Origin of the sequence: Pseudomonas sp. PvP028, from assembly GCF_017832255.1 — a bacterium.
Taxonomy (GTDB): Bacteria; Pseudomonadota; Gammaproteobacteria; order Pseudomonadales; family Pseudomonadaceae; genus Aquipseudomonas; species Aquipseudomonas syringae.
Map to the genome: position 1 here is coordinate 1,085,958 of NZ_JAFIBL010000001.1, position 23,871 is coordinate 1,109,828.

Sequence of the window (23,871 nt, forward strand, 5' to 3'; positions counted from 1 at the left end):
GGAGAAGCGTCATGGGTATTACAGCATTGAAAACCGCTTTACCACGGGAGTTGCTCGCTTCCGTGGTCGTGTTCCTGGTCGCCCTGCCGCTGTGCATGGGCATCGCCATTGCATCCGGCATGCCTCCGGCCAAAGGTCTGATCACCGGCATCGTGGGCGGGCTGATAGTCGGCTGGATAGCCGGTTCGCCGCTGCAGGTCAGCGGACCCGCAGCCGGTCTGGCAGTACTGGTTTTTGAAGTGGTGCGCGAGCACGGCATGGCCATGCTGGGTCCTATTCTGGTACTCGCCGGACTGCTTCAGCTGCTGGCGGGTCGATTCAAGCTTGGCTGCTGGTTCCGGGTCACGGCACCTGCAGTGGTCTATGGCATGCTCGCCGGTATCGGTGTGCTGATCGTACTGTCACAGGCACACGTGATGTTTGACAGCGGCCCCAAACCCTCCGGGCTGGACAACCTGATCGCCTTCCCTTCCACACTGATCCAGGCCTTCGGACCCGGCACCGGCATGCAGGCCGGTATGCTCGGTCTGGGCACCATGCTGATCATGTGGGGCTGGGAAAAACTCCGTCCGCAGTCTTTGCGCTTCGTACCCGGCGCACTGCTGGGCGTGGGCATCGCCACCGGCATCAGCCTGTTCATGGCCTTGCAGGTCAAGCGTGTCGAAGTGCCTGACAACCTGGCCGACGCCATCGACTGGCTTCGCCCGGCCGACCTGATGAATCTGGCCGACCCGGCCATTCTGGTGGCGGCTATCGTCGTAGCGTTCATCGCCAGTGCCGAAACGCTGCTTTCCGCCTCGGCGGTTGACCGCATGCACAGTGGCCAGCGTTCGGACTTCGACAAGGAACTCAGCGCTCAAGGCGTGGGCAACATGCTCTGCGGCCTGCTCGGTGCGTTGCCGATGACAGGCGTTATCGTACGCAGCTCGGCCAACGTCCAGGCCGGTGCCACCACGCGCTTCTCGACGATCTTCCACGGCCTGTGGCTGCTCGCATTCGTGTTGCTGCTGTCGAGCGTACTGCAGAGCATTCCGGTTGCGAGCCTGGCTGGCGTGCTGGTCTACACCGGCCTGAAGCTGGTCGATCTGAAGGCGTTTCGCGGTCTGGGCCGCTATGGCCGGATGCCGATGTTCACCTATGCGGCGACTGCCATTGCGATCATCTTCACCGACCTGCTGACCGGTGTGCTGGTCGGTTTCGGCCTGACTCTGGTGAAGCTGGCGTTCAAGGCTTCGCGTCTGAAGATCAATGTGGTCGAGCTGGCGGGCGAGAAGGAATTCGAGCTGCGTCTGGTCGGTGCCGCAACCTTCCTCAAGGTGCCGGCGCTGACTCAGGCACTGGGCACTATCCCGCAGGGCAGCACGGTGCATGTGCCGTTGGGCAATCTGTCCTACATCGACCACTCATGTCTGGAACTGCTGGAAGAATGGGGTCGTTCCAATGCCGCTCATGGCACCCGGTTGCTGATCGAATCGCGTGGCCTGAAGCGTCGTCTTGAAGGGCGGATCTACACGACAACGGGGATCGGCTCGGGCGCCGCCTGATAGTCGCTACCTTGTTATCACAGCCCTGGAAACATGGGAGCCGGATGGGTCTTCGCGTAGCAGCGGAGCGATATCCGGCTCCTTCCATTGCCGGCGAAGACAGTGATTCGGGCCTCTGAATCAGACCGCAGAGCGCTCCAGCTCCAGGCCGACGCCCAATTGCCGTGACAGGCTTGGCCAGCGCTGCCAGGCCGCCCCCGTTTCAGGGTTGGTCAGCTTCTCGCGATAGGCCTCGACCGAGTCCAGCGCGAAACTCTCCTCATCAAGCAATTCATCGACAGCATGGTGTACCGCTTCGTCCAGCAGGTTGGCAAATTGCTCGCCGATCAACTGGTGGGCAATCACGCTGGCAACCGTGGTATTTGACGGTATCAGCGGCTGACCGAAATGCTTGATGTACAGGTCATTCACTTCCTCGACCAGCCGGTGGGCCAGATAAGCTTCGTCCAACAGGCTTTCCAGGCCTTCATGCCCATCCATGATGGAAGGCGGGGCCGCGAAAAAATGCTCGGCGATTTTCAGCACCGGCTTTATCTGCCCCTCGATCCCGGCTTGCAGCGCGACCTCATGGGCGGCGTCCAGCAGATCGGGGACCAGATCGATATAGGCCGTGACGAAACGCGTCAGCACGTCTTTCGCGTCGACTTCCGGCAAGTGAATAGCAGGATGAAGATGTGGGAGCTTTTGTTCCAGCTGTTGCAGCAAGTGGCCGGTCCGGGCCTCATGTTGATGGGCTAGTTGTATCTGCTCGCGCAATGCGGCGGTGTTCATGGCTGCTGGCACTCCTTGAGGCGTCAGACCCCGTGGTTCGTTGATGAAGAGTCATACGTTAGCTTGCTTAACTAACCGCCTAAGACGGTTTTGCTATATGCGACTCACATTTAGATAGATTGGCTATATCAAAACAGCCTTTGCTCAATTTCTGACCAAATACGGCTGCCGTGCCCGGCTATGCGGACGCGCTGCAACTCGCGTTTTGCATAAGCAGGCTACTCTGAAGTCGCCCGCAGCTCTTTCGACACGCTGTCCGACATAAAAAGTGAGCCACGCATGACTCAGCCTCTTTTGTGCAAACGGCTCGTTCTGCGTTTGACGTACTTAATGGTAATCATGCTGATGTGCGGATTGGCATTGCCGTCGCTCTATGCCGTGCTGACCGGGCATGACAGAGCCGGCGTGCAGGGGGAGGACGTTTCTCGTCAGGTCGAGGTGCAATTTACTGCCGGCAACGCGGCCGGGATGACCTGGGCGTTCTACCCGCAGTCCCGCCAGATGCAGGTCCACCCCGGTGCGGTCAACGAGATGATCTTCATCGCGCAGAACCCTACTGACAGGCCGATGCAAGCCCAGGCCGTACCGGGTATTTCGCCTGTAAAGGCGGCAGCGTGGTTTCACAAGACCGAATGCTTCTGCTTCACCCAACAGACATTGCAACCGGGCGAGCGCATCGAGATGCCGGTGCGCTTCATCGTCGACCGTGACCTTCCCGACGATGTAAAAAGTCTGACGCTGGCTTATACGCTGTTCGATGTCACCACGCGCTAGGCTCGGTGCGCAATATAGGCCATCATCCTCGACCTTACGCCGATCACGACTCGCGCTGACACCATGAACCGTACCCAGAAAGCCGTTTTCATTGCTGCCGCCATCGTCGCCCTGCTTCTGGGCGTGATCCTCAGTCAGGTGCTGCCTGGTCGCAGCTCACAGGACCAGGCGGCGCTCAACGACGCGGGTATTGTGCTGCTCCCCAAAAGCCGCCAATTGCCAGCCCTGAGCATGACCGACCAGAACGGCGCGGCTGTAGCGCTTGATGGCTTGAAAGACCAATGGACGCTGATGTTCCTCGGCTACACCTTCTGCCCGGACATTTGCCCCACGACGCTGGCGCAGATCAAGCAGATCAGGGCCGAGCTGCCCGAAGAGGCAGTCAAGCACATGCGGGTAGTACTGGTCAGCGTCGACCCGAACCGTGACACGCCGCAGCAGCTCAAGCAGTACCTGGGCTACTTCGACCCGCAGTACATCGGCCTGACGGCACCTGTCGCTGATATTCAGACACTGGCCAATGCCGTGAGCATTCCGTTCATTCCTGCAGACACCAGTAAACCGAACTACTTCGTCGATCACAGCGGTAACCTGGCCCTGATCGGCCCGGACGGTACCCAGCGAGGCTTTATCCGTGCCCCGCTGAACAACCAGAAGCTGGTGAAACAATTGCCGGGGTTGCTGGAGCGGGATTAAACCGAGCGTTCTGCCGCTCCAACGAACCTGATAAAGGTTTACTCGCTCAACCGAACAGGCGCCTTGCTTCCCAAACGAATCAGCTCATTGGAGAAACATAACCCTGCGATGATGAGCATCGCCCCGACGTACAAGCTCTCACGCGGCACTTCATTGAGCACCACGAACGCCAACAGCGCGGCGAACAGCGGTTCGGTCAACTCCAATGCCTGTACCTGGGACGGTTTGAGGTACTCGATGGCCTTGGTTGTGCAAAAGAACCCCAATATGGTCGGCAACGCCGCCAGCGCTAACAGTGCGGCAATCACAAGCGCTGACAGTTCGCCGATCACAAAACCATCTGCCGCTGCTGGCATCAGAAGGTACAGCCCGCCAAAAAACAGCAGCTGCCGGGTAAAATGCAGCCCTCCTGCCACACCCATATGCTTCATGGCGACTGAAAAAGCCCCGTAACCACAACCGGCAATAGAGGCGAGTGCGGCACCCTGCAGGGTGAAGCCCTGCTGAATATCGGCGCCAAAAATCACTGCGATCCCGGCAATAGCGAGCGCAGCCCCCACCACTGCATTCGCGGTAATGGCGTCTTTGAGGAAGATACGCCCCAGAATAATCGAGGAAATCGAGGCGCTGGCCATCAGCACCACGACGACGCCTGCCGCTGCGTAACTTCGGTAGGCGGACGTTTCAAAGTGGAACAGTACGAAAATGCCGAGGAATGCACAGACTGCTGCGTGTACCCATTTCGCTTTCGACGCCGGACGCCTTAAGAAAAGCAATAAGACCGAGAGGAGCAGGCAGCCCAGGATGGTCTTGATAACCGCCACACTGCTGGGGGTAAAACCATGACTCATGAGGATTTTACTGAGCACTCCAATCGTTGCGTTGAGGGCTGCGGCGGAGAGCGCAAAGAAGATGCCTTTGCTGAAATTAGATTGCATTGATGACAGTCCCTGTCGCTGACGCGTCGTTTAATAAAAGGCCGGTCCCTACCTGAAGGACCAAAGTTTGAGCGTTGCCCCGAGCCAGTCAGCAAGATCACCAGCGACAGGCCAGAGGGCTGGAATCACCGGGACAGATTACCAGACTGATCCAGAACAGGTTCTGTAGAAGTGCGCGCGGGCCATGATGGTTGCCACACAGCGCCCTGAGCGTCGAGCCAACTTGAAGCTGGCTCGGGATCGAGGGTATCGCGTCGCGCTCGATCCTCTGCAGGCAGCTAAATCAGAACGCCGGAACCACAGCGCCTTTGTACTTCTCGGCCAGGAACGTTTTCACTTCCGGGCTCTGCAAGGCGGCTACCAGCTTCTTCATCGCGTCCGAGTCCTTGTTGTCCGGGCGGGCCACCAGAATGTTCGCGTAGGGCGAATCGGCACCTTCGATGATCAGCGCGTCCTTGGTCGGATCGAGCTTGGCGCTCAAAGCGTAGTTGGTGTTGATCAGCGCCAGATCGACCTGAGTCAGCACGCGGGGCAGCGTGGCCGCTTCCAGTTCACGGAACTTCAGGTCTTTCGGGTTATTCACGACATCCGAAGGCTTGGACAGGATGTTGCCCGGATCCTTCAGGGTGATCAGACCTGCCTTGGCCAGCAGCAGCAAGGCGCGGCCTTCGTTGGTGGCGTCATTGGGCAGCGCGACGTTGGCACCGTTGGGCAGGTCTGCCAGCGTCTTGAGCTTGTCCGAGTAAGCGCCGAAAGGCTCGATGTGCACCTTGGCCACGGCCACCAGATCAGTACCTTTGCCCTTGTTGAACTCATCCAGATACGGCTGGTGCTGGAAGAAATTCGCGTCCATACGGTTCTGCGACACCTGCACGTTAGGCTGAATGTAGTCATTGAACACCTTGATGTTCAAATCCACGCCTTCTTTGGCCAGGGTCGGTTTGACGAACTCGAGAATCTCGGCGTGCGGCACGGCAGAGGCCGCGACGGTCAGAGTTTCGTTGGCCTGCGCGGACAAAGCGGTGACAGCAGCGAATATGGCCAATAGTTTCTTCATACAACAACTCCTTTGGGCCCGTACGAGACGGGCCAATACCAACGGGTTCGATCAACGATGTGTGAAATGCGCGACCAGTCTGTCGCCGATGGTCTGCAGAATCTGCACCAGCACCAGCAACAATACGACCGTCACGAACATCACATCGTTCTGGAAGCGTTGATAACCATAACGAATCGCCAGGTCGCCCAGCCCGCCAGCGCCCACTGCACCGGCCATGGCCGTGAACGACACCAGCGCAATGGCGGTCACTGTGATCGCCGCCAGAATGCCAGGCCGCGCCTCAGGCAGCAGCGCCTTGACGATGATCTGCCGAGTGGTCGCGCCCATGGCCTGGGTGGCTTCGATGATGCCGCGATCCACTTCGCGCAAGGCTGTCTCTACCAGGCGCGCAAAGAACGGCGTGGCGCCGGCGATCAGCGGAGGCAATGTGCCGAGGATGCCCAGTGACGTGCCGGTAATGATCTCGGTCAACGGCATCATCACGATCAGCAGGATGATGAATGGCAGCGCGCGCAGCATGTTGACGATCACCCCGACCGTGGCATACAGCTGCTTGTGCTCCAGCAACTGACGCGGCGAGGTGAGAAACATCAGCACGCCCAGCGGCAGGCCGAGCAGGATCGTGAAACCGAGCGATACACCGAGCATGATCAGCGTGTCACCAGTGGCCACCCAGATCTCGTACCAGTCGACATTGGAAAACAGGTTCAGGAAAGCGTCCATCAGCGCAGCACCTCCATATGAACATCAGCGGCGGTGAAGCGCGCGAAGGCGGCGTCCATGTCGCCGCCGGTGATGGCCAGCGTCAACTGCCCGTAAGGGGTGTCCTTGATGCGGTCGATACGACCGGCGAGGATGCTGTAATCGACGCCGGTTTCCCGCGCCACCGTGCCGAGCAACGGCGCGTAGGTGGCCTCGCCCTGAAACGTCAGACGCACGATACGGCCCTGAACATGAGCGAAGTCGTCACGCTGCTCGTTCTCGTCGACCTGCTCGTCTTCCTGCACAAAGCGCTTGGTCGTCGGGTGTTGTGGATGCAGAAACACATCAGCGACCTTGCCGTGCTCGACAATCACCCCGGCGTCCATCACGGCCACCTGATCGCAGACGCGACGAATCACGTCCATTTCATGGGTGATGAGCACGATGGTCAGCTTCAGCTCACGATTGATCTCGGCCAGCAGCTGCAAGACCGACGCAGTGGTCTGCGGGTCCAGCGCGCTGGTGGCTTCATCGCACAGCAGGATTTTTGGTTTGGTAGCCAGTGCGCGGGCGATGCCGACGCGCTGCTTCTGGCCACCCGACAGTTGTGCCGGGTACTTTTTGGCGTGATCGGACAAGCCGACGCGCTCCAGCAACTCGGCCACGCGCTGGTCGATCTGCTTGCGCGGCATATCGCCTGCCAGGGTCAGCGGCATGGCGACGTTGTCGGCCACGGTTTTGGACGCTAGCAGATTGAAGTGCTGAAAAATCATCCCGACCTGTTGGCGGAAGCGGCGCAGGCCATTGGCGTCGAGCGCAGTGACGTCTTCGCCATCGACCACGATCTGTCCACCACTCGGGGTTTCCAGGCGGTTGATCAGGCGCAGCAGGGTGCTTTTGCCCGCGCCGGAGTGGCCGATGATGCCGAACACCTGGCCGCTGTCGACGCGCAGGCTGGTGGGGTGCAGGGCCGGTATTTCCTTGCCTGCCACCCGATAGGTTTTGTGGACGTTATGAAACTCGATCACGGAGCGAACCTTGTGGGGCGCGTTAAAAAATCAGCGCAGTGGCTAGAGCACCACCTGCTTCGTTACCTCGGCCGGATAAAGCCGGGCGCGCATTTTAGCCTGTCCGGCCCGCTGTGCTTAGCATTTATTTACCGGCGGTCCTGCGCAATGGGCATAACACGACCGTTGGTGAGCGTATGACGAAAATAAAAGGAACGGCTGTTTTTTGCTCCGGTCACTTCATGGATACCGTGATTTCCCGCTTACGCCAGGGAAGTCGTAATCAGCGAACCCAACTCAATGATTGGGGCGAGATAAGGAGTCTCTGATGGCTAGCAAGAACGCACCACCTGTAACCGAAACGCCCAAGAGCGAAATGGCAGGTACCGACACCCTGGACCGTGGCAATACCAACGAGAAGCTGGAAAGTCTCGAGCAGTTTCGCTCGGACGCGACCCAGCAGGCCCTGCGCACCAACCACGGCGTCAAGATTTCCGATAACCAGAACACCCTGAAAGTCGGCAGCCGCGGCCCATCGCTGCTCGAAGACTTCATCATGCGTGAAAAGATCACGCACTTTGACCATGAGCGTATTCCGGAGCGTATCGTCCACGCCCGCGGCACTGCAGCGCATGGCTATTTCCAGACTTACGAAGACCACGGCGCCCTGAGTAAAGCAGGCTTCCTGCGTGATCCGGGCAAGAAGACTCCGGTGTTCGTGCGTTTCTCCACCGTTCAGGGCCCACGCGGCTCGGGCGATACCGTGCGTGACGTGCGTGGCTTTGCCGTCAAGCTCTACACCGACGAAGGCAACTTCGACCTGGTGGGCAACAACATGCCGGTGTTCTTCATTCAGGACGCGATCAAGTTTCCTGACTTCGTGCACGCGGTGAAACCCGAGCCGCACAACGAAATCCCGACTGGTGGCTCGGCTCACGACACTTTCTGGGACTTCGTCTCGCTGGTGCCGGAATCCGCGCACATGGTGCTGTGGACCATGTCCGACCGTGCGATCCCGAAAAGCCTGCGCACCATGCAGGGCTTTGGTATCCACACCTTCCGCTTCATCAACACCGAAGGTAAGTCGAGCTTCGTGAAGTTCCACTGGAAGCCCAAGTTCGGCGTCTGCTCGCTGGTCTGGGACGAGGCGCAGAAGCTCGCTGGCAAGGACACCGATTTCCACCGCCGCGACCTGTGGGAGTCCATCGAGATGGGCGACTACCCGGAATGGGAACTGGGTGTACAGATCGTTGCCGAGGAAGACGAGCACAAGTTCGACTTCGACCTGCTCGATCCGACCAAGATCATCCCGGAAGAACTGGTCCCGGTCACCCCGCTGGGCAAGATGGTCTTGAACCGTAACCCGGACAACTATTTCGCCGAGACCGAGCAGGTTGCCTTCTGCCCGGGCCACATCGTGCCGGGTATCGATTTCTCCAACGATCCGCTGCTGCAAGGTCGTCTGTTTTCCTACACCGACACGCAGATCAGCCGTCTGGGTGGGCCGAACTTCCACGAAATCCCGATCAACCGTCCGATTGCGCCGAACCACAACGGTCAGCGTGACGCACAGCATCGCACCACTATCGACAAGGGCCGCGCTTCCTACGAGCCTAACTCGATCGATGGCGGCTGGCCGAAAGAAACCCCTGCCGGCCCGGTAGATGGCGGCTTCGAGACCTACCCTGAGCGTGTTGAAGCGCACAAGGTGCGTGAGCGCAGCGAATCGTTCGGCGACCACTTCTCGCAGGCCACCCTGTTCTTCCAGAGCATGAGCCATCACGAGAAAGAGCACATCATCGCGGCCTACAGCTTCGAGTTGGGCAAGGTCGAGCGCGAGTACATTCGTGCCCGTCAGGTCAACGAGATTCTGGCCAACATCGATCTGGAGCTGGCCAAGCGTGTAGCCGCTAACCTCGGCTTGCCAGCACCGACTGCCGGTACCGTACCTGTGCGTCAGACTTCGGTTAAAGAGTCGCCTGCGCTGAGCCAGGTCAACCTGCTGTCTGGCGATATCGTTTCGCGCAAGGTTGCCATTCTGGTGGCTGATGGCGTCGACAGCAAAGCGGTCGAAGCCATGAAAGCTGCACTGACTGCCGAAGGCGCACACGCCAAGGTATTGGGCCCGACCTCCGCACCGGTCAAGACAGCTGACGCCAAGAGTCTGCCAGTGGACGCATCGGCTGAAGGCCTGCCTTCGGTAGCGTTCGACGCAGTCTTCGTGCCGGGTGGCAAGGCTTCGATCGAAGCGCTGAGAGGCGACGGCGTGGCATTGCACTTCATCCTGGAAGCCTACAAGCACCTCAAGGCCATCTCCTTTGCCGGGGAAGCCAAAGAGCTGCTGAGTCTGCTACGCCTGGAAGAAGATGCGGGCCTGCTGGAGGTATCCGATAGCAAGTCGTTCAAAGCATTCTTCCACGCGATTGCTCAGCACCGTGTGTGGGATCGTGAAGTGAAAGCCAAGGCTGTTCCGGCTTGATCTGACGCTGCTACGCGTATCGCTCCCATGCTCCGGCGTGGGAGCGCCTTTCCGGACCCTCTGCGTCCGCTTTTACGCTCGTTCCCCCCGCTTATACTCCCGAACACTTCTCGTTCCTCACGCTCCGCGTGGGAATGCAGTTCTGGACGCTCTGCGTCCGCTTTGAAGGATCGACTCAGGACTTGGCTGGCGTCAGGATGATCTGCGCTTTTTCATTGCGCTCGATCTGGCGACGCAATTGCAGTTCGAAATCCGGATTGGTCTTGACCACCCGCTTGGTCAGCAACGTAGCCAGCCACGGATAGTCTTCGGTGCGCGGCACCACCATCAGCACTTCACAATTGAACGCTACGGTATCGGCTGCGATATCGTTCAGTTGACGACGCAATGCACGCATATCGCCGACCTTGAGCTCAATCGTCGTGCTTTCTGCCGACGGATCAATCAGCTTGGCAACCCTTCTGGCTTCGGCCGCCTTCAAATCCGCTTCGGCTTTTTCCAGCTCGGCCTTGCGTGCATGGGCAATGGCGCCGTTGACGCCACTGGTCAGCGCCGGTGCCTTGGGCATCAGGGCGCGTGCACGGCTCAGCGCAGAGGCCGCCGCGTTCATGTCACCCTTCTGCAGGCTGATCTGGCTGCGGCTCAGATAGGCTTCGGCCAGACGACGCTGAAAAGGCTCCAGACGGATGTCGGCAGGATTGGCCGCCTGCAACGCCGCCAATTGGTCCTCGGCGGTTGCCAGCTCATTGCCGGCGATGTTCTGCTCGAGCTGAGCGAACGCGTCAGGCTGAGCCTCGGAGCCAGGCGCCTCGACAGTGGGCGCACTCTGGCAGGCACCCAGCAGGATGGAAAATGCGACAAGCAGCAGATAGCGTGGGGCGAACGGCTTCATTCCTGCGATTCTCTAGTTTGCGCAAAAAACGAGCAAGTCTACACCGCTCGCCTGGGTAGAACAAAGCTGAGCAAGAACAACGCCGCAGCAGATACCACTATAGACGGTCCGGCAGGGGTGTCCTTGAACCAGGACAATGATAGCCCGGCACACACGGCTATCACGCCTAACAGGCTCGCGCCCAGCGCCATTTGCTCCGGCGAACGGGCGTGACGCTGTGCCGCAGCCGCCGGGATGATCAACAGCGAGGTAATCAGCAGAACACCGACGATTTTCATCGCTACCGCGATCACCACCGCGATCAGCAGCATCAACGTCATGCGCAGTGTAGCAACCGGCAGGCCTTCGACACGCGCCAGTTCTTCATGCACGGTCATTGCCAGCAGTGGGCGCCACAGCGCGACGATCAGCACCAGCACCAACGTGCTGCCGCCCAGAATCCAGCCCAGATCAGCCGGGCTGATGGCCAGCAGATCGCCAAACAGGTAGGCCATCAGGTCGATGCGCACTTCGTGCATGAAACTGAGCACCACCAGCCCCAGCGACAAGGTGCTTGGTGCCAGAATCCCCAGCAGCGTGTCCGACGCCAGCGGCTGGCGCTGCTGCAACGTGACCAGCAACACCGCCAGCAGCAGGCAGCCGACCGTCACCGCGATGGTCGGACTGATATCCAGCAGGAAGCCCAGTGCGACGCCGAGCAGCGCGGCGTGGGACAGTGTGTCGCCAAAATACGCCATGCGCCGCCAGACCACGAATGATCCCAGCGGGCCAGCGACCACGGCCAGAGCAACGCCTGCGAGCAAGGCATACAGTAGAAAATCAGCCATGCTTGCAGCCGTCTCCGTGAACATGAGTGAGGGAGGTCGCAGCGTCATTCACCACCGCGCCATGCAGATCATGGGCGTGGTCGTGATGGTGGTGATAAATCGCCAGGCTCTGCGCATTTTTGCCGAACAGCTCGACAAAGGCCGGGTCATGGCTGACCTGCTCGGGATGCCCGGAGCAACAAACGTGGCGGTTCAGGCACACCACTTGATCGGTGGTGCTCATGACCAGATGCAGATCGTGGGAAACCATCAGCACGCCGCACTGGTGGCGGTCGCGCAGCCGGGTAATCAGGCTGTACAGCTCGGCCTGTCCGGCCACGTCGACACCCTGCACCGGCTCGTCGAGGACCAGCAACTCAGGCTTGCGCAATAACGCGCGTGCCAGCAGAACACGCTGCATCTCGCCACCGGAAATGCCTTGAATCGGGCTATCGATGACCTTTCCGGCGCCAACTTCTTCCAGCGCCGACGCTGCGGCCGTGCGATCCACACCGGGAACCAGGCGCAGGAAACGCAGCACCGACAGCGGCAGCGTCTGGTCCACATGCAGTTTTTGCGGCATGTAGCCGACACGTAACTTCGGCTTGCGCCAGACGCTACCGGAGTCGGGTTTGAGCAACCCCAGCACCGCACGCACCAGCGTGGTCTTGCCAGCACCGTTGGGGCCGATCAGGGTGACGATCTCGCCAGGCTTGACGCTCAACTGGATGTCATCCAGGACGTTTTGCCCGGAAAGCGTAACGGCGACCTTGTCCAGACGTATCAGTGCATCCGACATCAAGCGGCCTTGCAGCCAGCGCACACGCCGACGATCTCGACCGTTTGGCCTTCCACCGCGAAGCCGACGCCTGCGGCGGCATCGACCACGGCATTGCTGATGGCCGGGTGCTGCAGTTCGATCGCCGCATGACACAAGCGGCAAATCAGGAACTGGCCCTGATGCGCGTGGGTGGGGTGGTTGCAGCCCGTGAAAGCGTTGAGCGAGGCAATCCGGTGTACCAGCCCGTTTTCCAGGAGGAAATCCAGCGCACGGTAAACGGTTGGCGGGGCCGCACGGCGACCGTCTTCATCACTCAGCACTGCAAGGATGTCGTAAGCACCCAGCGGCTTGTGGCTTTGCCAGACCAGTTCCAGCACGCGACGGCGCAAGGTGGTCAGGCGCAGACCCTGTTTGGCGCACAGCGCATCGGCTTCGGCGAGGGCCGAATGCACGCAGTGAGAGTGGTCATGGGGGCGACTGGCCAGGGGAGTATTGGGCATGAGCAGCGACGATATTGGCTAGAGACGTTATTATGTTACCCGTTCCTGGCTGATATGAGTGATTCGAGTGCGCCGTCTTTTAAATCTTGCTGCTGTTTTCTGGGTCAGCCTGCTGATCATCGCCCCTGCTCAGGCTGAGGTCCGAGTGCTGACCAGTATCAAGCCTCTGCAGCTGATTGCGGCGGCTGTGCAGGACGGCGTCAGTAACCCGGAAGTGCTTCTGCCACCGGGTGCCTCACCGCATAACTACGCACTGCGCCCATCCGACGTACGGCGGGTACAGGACGTCGAGTTGCTCTACTGGATCGGCCCGGACATGGAAACCTTCCTGCCGCGCGTCCTGAAAGGCCGCAAACTGCCTACGGTTGCCGTGCAGACACTGCCGGGTATGCACCTGCGCCACTTTGGCGAAGACAACGCCTCGCATGATGACCACGAGCATGATCACGACAACGACGCAGATGAACATGACCACGACCACCGGCCAGGCAGTCTCGATTCGCACCTGTGGCTGTCGACCGTCAACGCGCGAGTGATCGCCGCAAAAATGGCCGCTGACCTGAGCGCTGCCGACCCTGCCAATGCAACACGCTACACCAGCAATGCCGAGGCCTTCAGCAAACGTCTCGATACGCTGGACGCTCGTATCAAGCAGCGTGTCAGCGCAGTGGCAGGCAAGCCCTACTTCGTGTTCCACGAGGCCTTCGATTATTTCGAAGAGGCCTATGGGCTCAAGCATGCCGGGGTATTCGCCATCGCCGCCGAGATCCAGCCCGGCGCACAGCACGTCGCCGCCATGCGCGAGCGCCTGAAAGCCGCAGGCAAGACCTGCGTATTCAGCGAACCACCCCTGCGCCCGCGCCTGGCCGAAACACTGAGCACTGGCCTGCCGGTCAAACTGGCCGAACTGGATGGACTGGGCGGCTACATCCCGGCCACCGCGCAGGGTTACGAGCAAGTACTGCAAAAGCTGGCTGATGATTTGGCAGGTTGCCTGAGCAGTCTCTGACTGCCACCGCCCACATCGCAGCACTGCCGTGTGACGCAGAGCGTCACGAACTGCATTCCCACGGAGCATGGGAACGATAGTCAACTGTCCAACTTTTTGGGATCAGCTCAGAGCGTTGGGACGACAATCGACTCGCGAAGACAGGTCTGGTCTCAGAGCGCAAACGGCAATGCAATGTGCGCTTCCTGGCGCTCGGCCAAGCGGCGCTCGAACTCCGCAGGATCATGAATCAGCACATCCTGCCCGGCGAAGGTTTCGGCGGCGATCAAACGTGACAGCCAGAAACGCACACAAGCGATACGCAACATGATCGCCCACAGCTTCGACTCCGCAGCCGTGAACGGTCGCAAGCCCGCATAGGCGCCCAGCAAGGCGCGCGCGCGGACAGCGTCGAGCTGACCGTTTTCCCGGGAACACCAATCGTTCAGGGCAATCGCCAGGTCGTACAACATCGGACCCGAGCAAGCATTGTAGAAATCGATCAACCCGGTCAGGTGCGTCCCTTCGAACAGTACGTTGTCGCGGAACAGATCGGCATGCAGATTGGCGCGCGGCAGCGCCATGATCTGCGGCTTGAACGCCTCGATCTCCTGAAGGCTCTTTTCAAGCAGCGCTCGCTGAGTCTCGCCCAGGTGCGACAGAAAATTGCGCCCCTCACTCAGCATCCAGTCCAGGCCGCGATCAGTCTTGCGCTCGACGATCTGCCCACGGGTCGCCAGATGCAGGTTGGCCAGCAACTCGCCGATCTGCACGCAGTGCTGGGTGTTCGGCTCGCTGATGTGCTTGCCCGGCAGACGCGGCTGCAAAAGCGCCGGTTTGTCTGCCAGCTCGCGCAGCGCCTGACCGTCGGTGGTGCGCAGCGCATAAGGCACTGGCAGATCGGCTTCATGCAGCACGTCGAGCAGTTCGATGAAGAAAGGCATCTCCTGAACCGGGCCGCGCTCGACCAGCGTCAGGACGAACTCGCCCTGCTCCAGGCTGATGAAGTAATTGGTGTTTTCACTACCGGCAGCGATGCCCTGATAGTCAAGCAGACGGCCGAGCCCGTAAGGGGCGAGAAATGTTTCCAGCTCGGGCCGAGCCAGTGGGGTAAAAACGGACATATCAGGACTGCCAACGATTGAAGTGAATGTAGGGTGCTACCAGCTGAATATTTCCCACTGCGGGATCAGCATGTCCGGTTGGTCCGAACGAATGAAATTGGGGCTTGTACCATCGGCGCGCACCAGAAAATAGGGTTTGCCGTGTTTCGGGGTGATTTTAACCGCATACAGAAAGCCGTTCTGGCGATATTCCTGAATGGTTCTGTCACCGTCAGTGCGAATAGTAACGTCCGGCGCCGCAGAAGGTGGATCTTCTGCTGCAACAACGAACAAAGGGCAAAAGGCCAACAGGCCGGTCAATATCAGTCGATTTACCTTGCGCATGATAACCTTGTCCCTTTGTCGTCAATGGTTCGCGCATTCTAGCGCCGACCCCGCCGAAAAGGTTGATTCTGCTCATGACCCAAGCGCCACTCGTCCTGGTAGACGGTTCCTCTTACCTCTACCGCGCCTTCCACGCACTGCCACCACTGGCCACCTCCAAAGGATTGCCGACCGGTGCCGTCAAGGGCGTGCTCAACATGCTCAAAAGCCTGCGGCGCCAGTATCCGGACAGCCCGCTCGCCGTGGTGTTCGACGCCAAGGGCGGGACGTTCCGTGACGCGCTGTACAACGACTACAAAGCTAACCGGCCGAGCATGCCGGATGATCTGCGTGTGCAGGTCGACCTGCTGCATGCCTGCGTCAAAGGTATGGGCTACCCATTTCTGTGCGTCGAAGGCGTCGAAGCCGATGACGTGATCGGCACGCTGGCACGCAGCAGCGCGGCAGCCGATCGTCCAGTGGTGATCTCCACCGGCGACAAGGACATGGCGCAACTGGTCGACGGCCACATCACCCTGGTCAACACCATGACCGGTAGCGTGCTGGATGTGGCGGGCGTGAAAGAGAAATTCGGCGTCGGTCCGGAGCACATCATCGATTACCTGGCTTTGATGGGCGACAAGGTCGATAACATTCCCGGCGTGCCCGGCGTTGGCGAGAAGACCGCAGTCGGCCTGCTGGTCGGCATCGGCGGTGGCATCAAGGAGCTTTACGAGAACCTCGACAAGGTCGCTTCCCTGCCGATCCGTGGCGCCAAGACCCTCGCCGCCAAACTCGAAGAACATCGTGAGATGGCCTTTCTGTCTTACGAACTGGCGACCATCAAGATCGACGTACCGCTGGACATCGAACTGGATCAATTGCATTGCGGCGAGCCCGACCGCGACACGTTGATGGAGCTGTACGCCGAGCTGGAATTCAAGAGCTGGATCGAAGACCTGCAACGCGACGCCAAACGTGCCGGCCAGGAGCTGACCGTCGAAGAGCCGACTGTCGAGGACAGGGAAGCGGCTTATGAAGTCATTCTTGAACAGGGCCAGTTCGATGCGTGGCTGAAGAAGCTGCAGGCCGCGCCGCTGTTTGCCTTCGTCACGCAGAGCAACGGCACCGATGCCCAGCGTGCGCAACTGGTCGGCCTGTCCTTCGCCATTCAGACCCACGAAGCCGCCTACATTCCGCTGACCCACTCGTACATGGGCGTGCCGCAGCAGCTGGACCGCGACACCGTGCTCAAGGCGCTCAAGCCGCTGCTGGAAGACCCGGACAAAACCAAGGTCGGCCAGCACGCCAAGTTCGCTATCAACCTGCTTGCCAATTGCGCGATCGACGGCGATCAGGCTCAAGGTATCGACCTGCAAGGCGTGCGCTTCGACACCATTCTGGAATCCTACGTACTGGACTCCACCGCCACCCGCCACGACCGCGACAGCCTGGTGGCCAAGTACCTGACGCACACGCCGATCAATTTCCAGGAGATTGCCGGCAAAGGTGCCAAACAGCTGAGCTTTGACCAGATTGCACTGGAACAGGCGGGTAATTACGCCGCCGAAGAAGCGGACCTGACCCTGCGCCTGCATGAAGTCTTCGACGCACGGCTGGCCGCGATTCCGACCCTGCAGCCGGTATTGAACGATATCGAGATGCCGCTGGTGCCTGTGCTGGCGCGTATCGAGCGCCAGGGCGCGCTGGTCGATGCCAACCTGCTGGGCATCCAGAGCGTCGAACTGGGCGACAAGATGACTGCGCTGGAGCGCGAAGCCTTCGCCATTGCCGGCGAAGAGTTCAACCTCGGCTCACCCAAGCAGCTGGGCGTGATTCTCTACGAGAAACTCGGCATGCCGATTCTCAGCAAGACCGCCACCGGTCAGGCATCGACTGCCGAGGCCGTGCTTGCCGAACTCGCGGAGCAGGATTTCCCGCTGCCCAAGGTGCTGATGCAATACCGCTCGATGAGCAAGCTCAAGAGCACCTACACCGACCGCCTGCCAGAGCAGATCAACCCGCGTACCGGGCGGATTCACACCTCCTATCATCAGGCGGTGGCCGTCACCGGTCGCTTGTCGTCCAGCGATCCGAACCTGCAGAACATCCCGATTCGTACCGCTGAAGGCCGGCGCATTCGTCAGGCGTTCGTGGCCCCGAAGGGTTACAAACTGCTGGCCGCCGACTATTCGCAGATCGAACTGCGCATCATGGCGCATCTGGCTCAGGACGAAGGCTTGCTGCATGCATTCCGCAATGACCTGGACGTTCACCGCGCGACGGCTGCAGAGGTATTTGGCGTCGAGCTGGAAAACGTCACCACTGACATGCGTCGCAGCGCCAAGGCGATCAACTTCGGCCTGATCTACGGCATGAGCGCGTTCGGTCTGGCCAAGCAGATTGGCGTGGACCGAAAGCAGTCACAGGCGTATGTCGACCGCTACTTCGCCCGCTACCCTGGCGTGCTGAACTACATGGAGCGCACCCGCGCCCAGGCTGCCGAGCAAGGTTTTGTCGAAACCATCTTCGGCCGTCGCCTGTACCTGCCGGACATCAACGCCAAGAACCAGTCCCTGCGCAAAGGCGCGGAACGTATGGCGATCAACGCGCCGATGCAGGGCACCGCTGCGGACATCATCAAGAAAGCCATGGTGGCGGTGAACGGCTGGCTGGACGAGTCCGGCCTGGATGCCCGGGTTATCCTGCAGGTTCATGACGAACTGGTGCTTGAAGTGCGCGAGGACCTGGTCGATCAGGTCAGTGAACAGATCCGTCCACACATGAGCGGCGCAGCGCAACTCGCAGTGCCGTTGCTTGTGGAAGTGGGGGTTGGCAACAATTGGGACGAGGCTCACTGAGCCTGAAATGGCGAACCTGTACGCAGGTTCGTCAAATATTGTAGGAAATGTGAACTTTTCTTCACTGCTGGAACTTAACCGTTTGGACAGGAGTCAGACGTGTCGATTGGTTGAAAAATCGATCGTGCTCCTAGTTGTGTTAAGTGTTGGCAGTTATCCAGATCCCACCCTAAGGTCTGGACCTTAAGCCCCGGAACTTCCCCCTCCCCATGCGAAGTCCGGGGTCTTTTTTGCCTGCGATTTACTCCGCAGGTGCCTTGTCTTCCAGTTCCATCCAGTCGGCCAGCACGGTGTAGGCCTCTTCCAGCCCCATGCGCTTGGGGGCCGAGAACAACTGGATGCTCACTGCATCTCCCCAGCCTTTGCGAATCTCGGCCTGAACCTTGAGCAGCGTGTTCTTGGCCGCGCCATAGGTCAGCTTGTCAGCCTTGGTCAACAGAATGTGCATCGGCATGTTGCTGGCGATGGCCCAATCCAGCATCAGTACGTCGAAGTCGGTCATTGGATGACGGATATCCATCATCAGGATCAGACCTTTCAGGCTTTCGCGGCTGCCCAGATAGGCTTCCAGGTGACGCTGCCAGTGCAGTTTGAGCGGAATGGGCACTTTGGCGTAGCCGTAACCAGGCAGGTCGACCAGACGGCGATCTTCGTCCAGACCGAAAAAGTTCAGCAACTGGGTACGCCCCGGCGTCTTCGATGTGCGCGCCAGGCTGGCGTGGGTCAGGGTGTTCAGCGCGCTCGATTTGCCCGCGTTGGAGCGACCGGCAAACGCTACCTCAAAACCTTCGTCGTCGGGGCATTGGTCGACCTTGGCGGCGCTGAGCATGAACGTGGCCTGTTGGCACAGACCGAGGATGGGGTTTTTGAGTTGCATGTGATTTCCGGTGAAGACCTGCCTGCAAGGGGTGCGGCAGGAGGTGTCGGTTTCGTTTGGATGCGTGCGCATATAATGACACACCTGCCCCCCGGCCCACACTCACACCGTATCGAGCCGATCTGACAGATATGCTGGAACATTCAGACATGACCTGCTTCACTCCTTATGCAAAAAGGCCGTCCTCGGTCGCCCATTTTTACAACCTCAGCGTTACACTAACGAACTCAGGCTTTCGCGTCCGGTCGAAACACCGTCGCTTGAAGGCGATTCAATCTGCTCAGGAGTAAAGCATGCGTAATCTGATCATCAGCGCCGCTCTGGTTGCCGCCAGTCTGTTCGGTATGTCCGCCCAGGCTGCCACGCCCATCGAGGCCGGCAAGCAATACGTAGAGCTGGCAAGCGCTGTGCCTGTTGCCGAGCCAGGCAAGATCGAAGTCATCGAACTGTTCTGGTATGGCTGCCCGCATTGCTACGCGTTCGAGCCGACCATCAATCCATGGGTCGAAAAACTGCCGTCCGACGTACATTTCGTGCGTATCCCTGCCATGTTCGGCGGCCCTTGGGACGCTCACGGCCAACTGTTCATCACCCTCGACACCATGGGCGTCGAGCATAAAGTCCACGCGGCCGTATTCGAAGCCATCCAGAAGGAAGGCAAGCGTCTGACCGACAAGAATGACATGGCTGATTTCGTTGCCACACGGGGCGTGAACAAGGACGAATTCCTGAAGACTTTCGATTCTTTCGCGGTCAAGGGCAAGATCGCCCAGTACAAGGAACTGGCCAAGAAGTACGAAGTGACCGGCGTTCCGACCATGATCGTCAATGGCAAGTACCGCTTTGACCTGGGTTCTGCCGGTGGTCCGGAAAAGACCCTGGAAGTTGCCGACCAGTTGATTGCCAAAGAGCGAGCGGCTGCCGCAGCCGCCAAGTAAGCGCACGTCATGCGCCGCTGGGGCAAAGGCAGTACCCGTATCGTTGGCCTGCATGATCCGCAGGTCAACGAACATCATCTGCTGCAAAACGGCCTGCCGGAAGACGGCAGGCTGCGTTTGCTCAGTTTCAATATCCAGGTGGGTATCAGTACCCAGCGCTACCACCATTACCTGACGCGCAGCTGGCAGCACTTGCTGCCGCATGGCGGTCGGGCGGGCAACCTGCAGAAGATCGGCGATCTGATCAACGAGTTCGATCTGGTGGCACTGCAGGAAGTCGACGGCGGCAGCATGCGCTCCGGCTTTGTCAATCAGGTAGAGCACCTTGCTCAGTTAGGTGGCTTTCCGTACTGGTATCAACAGCTCAATCGCAACCTCGGGCGCCTGGCGCAGCACAGCAACGGTGTGTTGAGCCGTCTGCGCCCGACCAAGATCGAGGATCACCCGCTGCCAGGCCCAGCCGGGCGCGGTGCAATCCTTGTGCGTTTCGGCGAGGGCGAGGATGCGCTGGTCGTGGTCATGATGCACCTGGCGCTGGGGACCCGAACCAGAACCCGGCAGCTTGCGTACATTCGCGAACTGATCGGCGGCTATCGCCATCAGGTGCTGATGGGCGACATGAATACCCACGCCAATGACCTGCTGGAACACTCGCCGCTACGGGATCTGGGGCTTCTGGCCCCGCAGATAGAGGCGACCTTTCCGAGCTGGCGGCCACAACGCTGCCTCGATCACATTTTGCTCAGCCCGACCCTGACGCTCGAACGCGTGCAGGTGCTGGCGCAACCCATTTCCGATCACCTGCCTGTCGCTGTCGAGATTCGCCTGCCTGACTCACTGCGTGGGGACTCACTGCCTGTGCCCTCTGGTGGAAGCCTTGCATGAGCGACGACGCGGAGCGTTGGAAAGAGAAATACCTCAAAGGGATCGAGCAGCAGGACACACTCGAAAAGCGCTGGGATGCGCGGCTCGATTTGTTGCGACGCGGTCTGGTACGCAGCAGTCTGGCGGCTGAGGGCTCTGACCGCGCCGTCGACGAATGCATGAAGGAAATGCGCGAAATCGTCCGCAAGGACGATATGGATGCGGGCCTGGCAGCCTTGATCCCGCGCCTTGAAAAAGCCGTACTGGACTCTGAGCAACGCCGCGAAGTACGGGCCGCTCAAATCAGTTCGGCACTGACCGCACTGGTTGCACAGCTACAGTCACTGCCGCTGCCACGCGAAGTACGCAAGCCGCTCAAGCGCTTTGCCAAGGAGCTTGAAGAGCGCGCCTCCCAGGCCCGTGAACTGCCCCTGCTGCTTGGCGAGTTGAGCAATTTGCAGGGCCAGGCACTTACCCAGATTGAAAAACCCGAAGAAGGCCCGCGCCAAGGGTTGCTGCAACGCCTGTTCGGTTCACGCGAAGGCCACAGCAACGAGTCTCATCCTGAAGCGGCTCACCCCGAAGACGCCACCCCCACACCGGAATCGCATGAGCCCGAAGCCGAGCGGCAAGCAGCACGCGCTCACGCTCCGCCAGACACCCCTCCTGGCGAAGCCGAGGCCGTTGATTCCACTGCCGCCGCCCACGTCGCCGCAAACAGCCCACTTCCGACGCCTGACCCGCAAAGCGCTGCGCCTGCCGCAGTGATACCCGCTGCAGTGACGCCTGAAGAACCTGCGCCACCGGCCACTGCCACGGACATTGCACCGATATCGGTAGAAGCCGTCGCCGGGCCTGCACCTGCCACCGTCGAACCCATCGATTTCGCGGATGTTCTGGCGCCAGTTCCATCAGTGCCCTACCAACAGCGGCCCGCGCCAATCGACGTGACAGTCGCAGAACCCGACGCAGAGGCCGAGCAGCAGCTCGAGTCAGCAGAAGGCGAAGAAGGTTACGCGCTGCCCTCCTCACCAGAGCCCAGTTACAGCTCGGTGGCGGCGCACATTGAACAGACTTTGCTGGGCCTGCTGGACGACCTGACCCTGTCCGAGCACTTTCGCCCGCAGGTCGAGGATATGCAGTTACGCTTGAAACATGGGCTTAACTGGTACGAGTTGCTGCCGATCCTCGACGATCTGGCGGTGTTGATGCTGGCGATCAATAACGGTGGTCAGCAGGAGTTCGGCACTTACCTCAAGCAGCTCAATGAGCGGCTCGAATCGTTTCAGAGCCATTTGCAGGCCGCCAGTGAAGATCACGCCGAGGATCAGACCACTGCGCGCGACCTGAACGACCAGTTGCGCGAACAGGTGGGCGGCCTGCAAAGCAGTGTTCAGGACGCCTCCGATCTGCCCAGCCTCAAGCGGGTGCTCGATAATCGGCTTGAGGCCCTGCTCGGCACCATGGATCACTACCAGCTCAAGCGCGATGCCCGCGAGCGCGAAGTGGCCTCGCGCCTGCAAGGTCTGGCGGCCCGCGTCGCGAGCATGGAGCAGGAAGCCCTGGGTTTCAGGACTCATCTGGAGGAACAGCGTCAAAAGGCCCTGATCGACCCGCTCACCGGACTGCCCAATCGTGCAGCCTGGGGCGAGCGACTCGAACAGGAGATGGCCAGGTGGCAGGAAGATAAAAACAGCTTGCTGGTGTGCATTCTGGACCTGGACCATTTCAAACGCATCAACGATGGCTACGGGCACCTGGCTGGCGACAAGGTATTGAAGATCGTCGCCAATGTCCTCAGCAAACGCCTGCGCGCCGACGACTTCATGGCACGGTTTGGCGGCGAAGAATTTGTCATGCTGCTGCCCGCGACATCTCCCGCTGCCGGGCTGACGCTCCTGGATGAACTGCGCGCCGCCGTCGAGTCGTGCCCTTTCCACTTCAAGGGTGAGCGAGTCACCATCACCGTCTCCATTGGACTGACGGCTTTTCGCCCGTCAGAGAAAAGCGACACCGCCATCAAACGTGCCGATCAGGCGCTTTACAAGGCCAAGGAGAACGGCCGGAACCGCATCAAACAGGGCTGACTGAAACATTTTGACCTGAACAAATAGCGGGTGCCCCATGCTATTCGCACACATTTTGTTATGATGTTTCATTTCCTGCCGATGCTGCCGACCTCATGAAGCTGTATTTCTCTGCCTTGCTCATGCTTCTCCTCACTGCCTGTGCCAGCGGCCCCAGGCTGGACACCAGCCATCCCTCAGTAAATTTCGATGGCCGTGCCCAGTACGTCGTGATGCATTACACCTCGACGTCGCTGGAACGCTCGCTGCAATTACTGACCCATGGCGAGGTCAGCGCCCACTACCTGATCGGTGACGACAGCAAGGCCACCATCTACAAACTGGTCGATGAAAACGCACGTGCCTGGCATGCCGGCGAAAGCGAGTGGGAAGGCCGTACCTGGCTCAACTCCAGTTCGATCGGCATCGAGATCGTCAATCCGGGCTTCAAGGAAACGCCGACAGGTCGCCTGTGGTATCCGTACACCGAAGCGCAGACCCAGTCGATCATTGTCTTGCTCAAGGACATCGTCAAACGCAACAGGATCGACCCCAAACACATCATCGGTCATAGCGACATCGCCCCGTTGCGCAAGCAGGATCCGGGGCCATTGTTCCCATGGAAACGCCTCGCTGCCGAAGGTCTGGGCAACTGGCCGGACGAACGCCAGGTTGCCCAGCGTCAGGCATTGCTGGCAGTCAATCTGCCGAGCATCACCTGGTTCCAGCAGCAATTGGCACGCTTGGGCTACAGTACCCCGCAGACCGGTGAACTGGACGTCGCAACACGCCAGGTACTGGCCGCCTTCCAGATGCACTATCGCCCGGCACGCTTCGACGGCGAGCCTGACGCACAGAGCGCGGCCATCCTGCAGGTGCTCAATCACTCGAATTGAAGCG

At 59.9% G+C, this 23,871-nt stretch carries 22 protein-coding genes; 10 read left to right on the forward strand and 12 right to left on the reverse strand.

Annotation, left to right across the window (positions count from 1 at the left end):
• Window positions 1–11 precede the first annotated feature (11 nt).
• Window positions 12–1,544: a SulP family inorganic anion transporter gene (locus JOE34_RS04820; RefSeq protein ID WP_003392495.1), complete on the forward strand. Its 1,533-nt coding sequence runs from the start codon at window positions 12–14 to the stop codon at window positions 1,542–1,544.
• A gap of 120 nt (window positions 1,545–1,664) precedes the next feature.
• Here the strand turns inward: JOE34_RS04820 and JOE34_RS04825 are convergent, their stop codons facing one another.
• Window positions 1,665–2,315, reverse strand: a complete 651-nt coding sequence (locus tag JOE34_RS04825; protein ID WP_010413497.1) for a hypothetical protein — start codon at window positions 2,313–2,315, stop codon at window positions 1,665–1,667.
• Window positions 2,316–2,594: 279 nt separating this feature from the next.
• Between JOE34_RS04825 and JOE34_RS04830 the strand changes: the two genes are divergently transcribed.
• Together JOE34_RS04830 and JOE34_RS04835 are read left to right on the forward strand one after the other, a co-directional pair.
• The gene (locus JOE34_RS04830) at window positions 2,595–3,089 is read left to right on the forward strand and encodes a cytochrome c oxidase assembly protein (RefSeq protein WP_046266923.1); all 495 of its coding nucleotides are present in this window, start codon (window positions 2,595–2,597) and stop codon (window positions 3,087–3,089) included.
• A gap of 63 nt (window positions 3,090–3,152) precedes the next feature.
• On the forward strand, window positions 3,153–3,785 hold the full coding sequence (locus tag JOE34_RS04835; protein ID WP_010413491.1) for an SCO family protein: 633 nt from the start codon (window positions 3,153–3,155) through the stop codon (window positions 3,783–3,785).
• 38 nt (window positions 3,786–3,823) lie between these two features.
• Here JOE34_RS04835 and JOE34_RS04840 read toward each other — a convergent pair whose 3' ends face one another.
• The 4 genes from JOE34_RS04840 to JOE34_RS04855 form a co-directional block, all read right to left on the reverse strand.
• On the reverse strand, window positions 3,824–4,723 hold the full coding sequence (locus tag JOE34_RS04840; RefSeq protein WP_003425986.1) for a DMT family transporter: 900 nt from the start codon (window positions 4,721–4,723) through the stop codon (window positions 3,824–3,826).
• Between the two features lie 283 nt (window positions 4,724–5,006).
• Entirely contained in the window at window positions 5,007–5,780 is a 774-nt protein-coding gene (locus JOE34_RS04845; RefSeq protein WP_003392501.1) for a MetQ/NlpA family ABC transporter substrate-binding protein, read from the reverse strand.
• Window positions 5,781–5,831: 51 nt separating this feature from the next.
• Complete coding sequence (locus JOE34_RS04850) at window positions 5,832–6,506, reverse strand: methionine ABC transporter permease (protein ID WP_003317371.1); 675 nt, start codon at window positions 6,504–6,506, stop codon at window positions 5,832–5,834.
• Window positions 6,506–7,513, reverse strand: coding sequence for a methionine ABC transporter ATP-binding protein (locus tag JOE34_RS04855; RefSeq protein ID WP_010413485.1), 1,008 nt, complete (start codon window positions 7,511–7,513; stop codon window positions 6,506–6,508). The genes JOE34_RS04850 and JOE34_RS04855 overlap by 1 nt, the downstream gene beginning before the upstream one ends.
• Before the next feature lie 307 nt (window positions 7,514–7,820).
• Here JOE34_RS04855 and katE point away from each other — a divergent pair, with 307 nt between their 5' ends.
• The gene (gene katE / locus JOE34_RS04860; RefSeq protein WP_046266922.1) at window positions 7,821–9,971 is read left to right on the forward strand and encodes a catalase HPII; all 2,151 of its coding nucleotides are present in this window, start codon (window positions 7,821–7,823) and stop codon (window positions 9,969–9,971) included.
• A 175-nt stretch (window positions 9,972–10,146) separates the two neighbouring features.
• Here katE and JOE34_RS04865 read toward each other — a convergent pair whose 3' ends face one another.
• From JOE34_RS04865 to JOE34_RS04880, 4 genes are read right to left on the reverse strand one after another with little or no spacing between them, the layout of a single operon-like run.
• A complete protein-coding gene (locus JOE34_RS04865) occupies window positions 10,147–10,863 on the reverse strand; it encodes a PA5502 family lipoprotein (RefSeq protein ID WP_046266921.1) in 717 nt (238 codons plus the stop codon).
• A 38-nt stretch (window positions 10,864–10,901) separates the two neighbouring features.
• The gene (gene znuB / locus JOE34_RS04870) at window positions 10,902–11,690 is read right to left on the reverse strand and encodes a zinc ABC transporter permease subunit ZnuB (RefSeq protein WP_003341611.1); all 789 of its coding nucleotides are present in this window, start codon (window positions 11,688–11,690) and stop codon (window positions 10,902–10,904) included.
• Entirely contained in the window at window positions 11,683–12,468 is a 786-nt protein-coding gene (gene znuC / locus JOE34_RS04875; protein WP_010413478.1) for a zinc ABC transporter ATP-binding protein ZnuC, read from the reverse strand. The genes znuB and znuC overlap by 8 nt, the downstream gene beginning before the upstream one ends.
• Window positions 12,468–12,950, reverse strand: coding sequence for a Fur family transcriptional regulator (locus JOE34_RS04880; RefSeq protein ID WP_003425978.1), 483 nt, complete (start codon window positions 12,948–12,950; stop codon window positions 12,468–12,470). Before JOE34_RS04880 ends, znuC begins: the two co-directional genes overlap by 1 nt.
• A gap of 67 nt (window positions 12,951–13,017) precedes the next feature.
• On the opposite strand from JOE34_RS04880, the gene znuA reads away from it, so the two are divergent.
• On the forward strand, window positions 13,018–13,959 hold the full coding sequence (znuA, locus tag JOE34_RS04885) for a zinc ABC transporter substrate-binding protein ZnuA (RefSeq protein ID WP_003425977.1): 942 nt from the start codon (window positions 13,018–13,020) through the stop codon (window positions 13,957–13,959).
• A 152-nt stretch (window positions 13,960–14,111) separates the two neighbouring features.
• Here znuA and JOE34_RS04890 read toward each other — a convergent pair whose 3' ends face one another.
• Together JOE34_RS04890 and JOE34_RS04895 are read right to left on the reverse strand one after the other, a co-directional pair.
• The gene (locus tag JOE34_RS04890) at window positions 14,112–15,062 is read right to left on the reverse strand and encodes a homoserine kinase (protein ID WP_003318905.1); all 951 of its coding nucleotides are present in this window, start codon (window positions 15,060–15,062) and stop codon (window positions 14,112–14,114) included.
• A 36-nt stretch (window positions 15,063–15,098) separates the two neighbouring features.
• A complete protein-coding gene (locus JOE34_RS04895) occupies window positions 15,099–15,386 on the reverse strand; it encodes a DUF2782 domain-containing protein (protein ID WP_003318904.1) in 288 nt (95 codons plus the stop codon).
• A 74-nt stretch (window positions 15,387–15,460) separates the two neighbouring features.
• Here JOE34_RS04895 and polA point away from each other — a divergent pair, with 74 nt between their 5' ends.
• Window positions 15,461–18,226: a DNA polymerase I gene (polA, locus tag JOE34_RS04900; RefSeq protein WP_046266920.1), complete on the forward strand. Its 2,766-nt coding sequence runs from the start codon at window positions 15,461–15,463 to the stop codon at window positions 18,224–18,226.
• Between the two features lie 241 nt (window positions 18,227–18,467).
• Here the strand turns inward: polA and yihA are convergent, their stop codons facing one another.
• Window positions 18,468–19,103, reverse strand: a complete 636-nt coding sequence (yihA, locus tag JOE34_RS04905; RefSeq protein ID WP_003341625.1) for a ribosome biogenesis GTP-binding protein YihA/YsxC — start codon at window positions 19,101–19,103, stop codon at window positions 18,468–18,470.
• A gap of 293 nt (window positions 19,104–19,396) precedes the next feature.
• Between yihA and JOE34_RS04910 the strand changes: the two genes are divergently transcribed.
• The 4 genes from JOE34_RS04910 to JOE34_RS04925 all read left to right on the forward strand — a co-directional run bounded on the left by JOE34_RS04910 (window position 19,397) and on the right by JOE34_RS04925 (window position 23,867).
• Window positions 19,397–20,041 (forward strand): thiol:disulfide interchange protein DsbA/DsbL, encoded by a 645-nt coding sequence (locus JOE34_RS04910; RefSeq protein ID WP_003392517.1) that lies wholly within the window; start codon window positions 19,397–19,399, stop codon window positions 20,039–20,041.
• 9 nt (window positions 20,042–20,050) lie between these two features.
• Window positions 20,051–20,926 carry an endonuclease/exonuclease/phosphatase family protein gene (locus tag JOE34_RS04915; protein WP_003425971.1) on the forward strand — a complete coding sequence of 292 codons (876 nt, stop codon included), beginning with the start codon at window positions 20,051–20,053 and terminating at the stop codon, window positions 20,924–20,926.
• Complete coding sequence (locus JOE34_RS04920) at window positions 20,923–22,992, forward strand: GGDEF domain-containing protein (RefSeq protein ID WP_046266919.1); 2,070 nt, start codon at window positions 20,923–20,925, stop codon at window positions 22,990–22,992. Before JOE34_RS04915 ends, JOE34_RS04920 begins: the two co-directional genes overlap by 4 nt.
• 95 nt (window positions 22,993–23,087) lie before the next feature.
• On the forward strand, window positions 23,088–23,867 hold the full coding sequence (locus tag JOE34_RS04925) for an N-acetylmuramoyl-L-alanine amidase (RefSeq protein WP_003392519.1): 780 nt from the start codon (window positions 23,088–23,090) through the stop codon (window positions 23,865–23,867).
• The last annotated feature ends 4 nt before the right edge of the window (window positions 23,868–23,871 follow it).

Coding starts and splice junctions, on each gene's coding strand:
- polA (WP_046266920.1), top strand. CDS start 15,461: ATGACCCAAGCGCCACTCGTCCTGGTAGACGGTTCCTCTTACCTCTAC.
- JOE34_RS04910 (WP_003392517.1), top strand. CDS start 19,397: ATGCGTAATCTGATCATCAGCGCCGCTCTGGTTGCCGCCAGTCTGTTC.
- JOE34_RS04820 (WP_003392495.1), top strand. CDS start 12: ATGGGTATTACAGCATTGAAAACCGCTTTACCACGGGAGTTGCTCGCT.
- JOE34_RS04825 (WP_010413497.1), bottom strand. CDS start 2,315: ATGAACACCGCCGCATTGCGCGAGCAGATACAACTAGCCCATCAACAT.
- JOE34_RS04865 (WP_046266921.1), bottom strand. CDS start 10,863: ATGAAGCCGTTCGCCCCACGCTATCTGCTGCTTGTCGCATTTTCCATC.
- JOE34_RS04895 (WP_003318904.1), bottom strand. CDS start 15,386: ATGCGCAAGGTAAATCGACTGATATTGACCGGCCTGTTGGCCTTTTGC.
- JOE34_RS04850 (WP_003317371.1), bottom strand. CDS start 6,506: ATGGACGCTTTCCTGAACCTGTTTTCCAATGTCGACTGGTACGAGATC.
- JOE34_RS04830 (WP_046266923.1), top strand. CDS start 2,595: ATGACTCAGCCTCTTTTGTGCAAACGGCTCGTTCTGCGTTTGACGTAC.
- JOE34_RS04880 (WP_003425978.1), bottom strand. CDS start 12,950: ATGCCCAATACTCCCCTGGCCAGTCGCCCCCATGACCACTCTCACTGC.
- JOE34_RS04845 (WP_003392501.1), bottom strand. CDS start 5,780: ATGAAGAAACTATTGGCCATATTCGCTGCTGTCACCGCTTTGTCCGCG.
- znuC (WP_010413478.1), bottom strand. CDS start 12,468: ATGTCGGATGCACTGATACGTCTGGACAAGGTCGCCGTTACGCTTTCC.
- JOE34_RS04925 (WP_003392519.1), top strand. CDS start 23,088: ATGAAGCTGTATTTCTCTGCCTTGCTCATGCTTCTCCTCACTGCCTGT.
- JOE34_RS04920 (WP_046266919.1), top strand. CDS start 20,923: ATGAGCGACGACGCGGAGCGTTGGAAAGAGAAATACCTCAAAGGGATC.
- JOE34_RS04840 (WP_003425986.1), bottom strand. CDS start 4,723: ATGCAATCTAATTTCAGCAAAGGCATCTTCTTTGCGCTCTCCGCCGCA.
- JOE34_RS04835 (WP_010413491.1), top strand. CDS start 3,153: ATGAACCGTACCCAGAAAGCCGTTTTCATTGCTGCCGCCATCGTCGCC.
- JOE34_RS04890 (WP_003318905.1), bottom strand. CDS start 15,062: ATGTCCGTTTTTACCCCACTGGCTCGGCCCGAGCTGGAAACATTTCTC.
- znuB (WP_003341611.1), bottom strand. CDS start 11,690: ATGGCTGATTTTCTACTGTATGCCTTGCTCGCAGGCGTTGCTCTGGCC.
- katE (WP_046266922.1), top strand. CDS start 7,821: ATGGCTAGCAAGAACGCACCACCTGTAACCGAAACGCCCAAGAGCGAA.
- yihA (WP_003341625.1), bottom strand. CDS start 19,103: ATGCAACTCAAAAACCCCATCCTCGGTCTGTGCCAACAGGCCACGTTC.
- JOE34_RS04915 (WP_003425971.1), top strand. CDS start 20,051: ATGCGCCGCTGGGGCAAAGGCAGTACCCGTATCGTTGGCCTGCATGAT.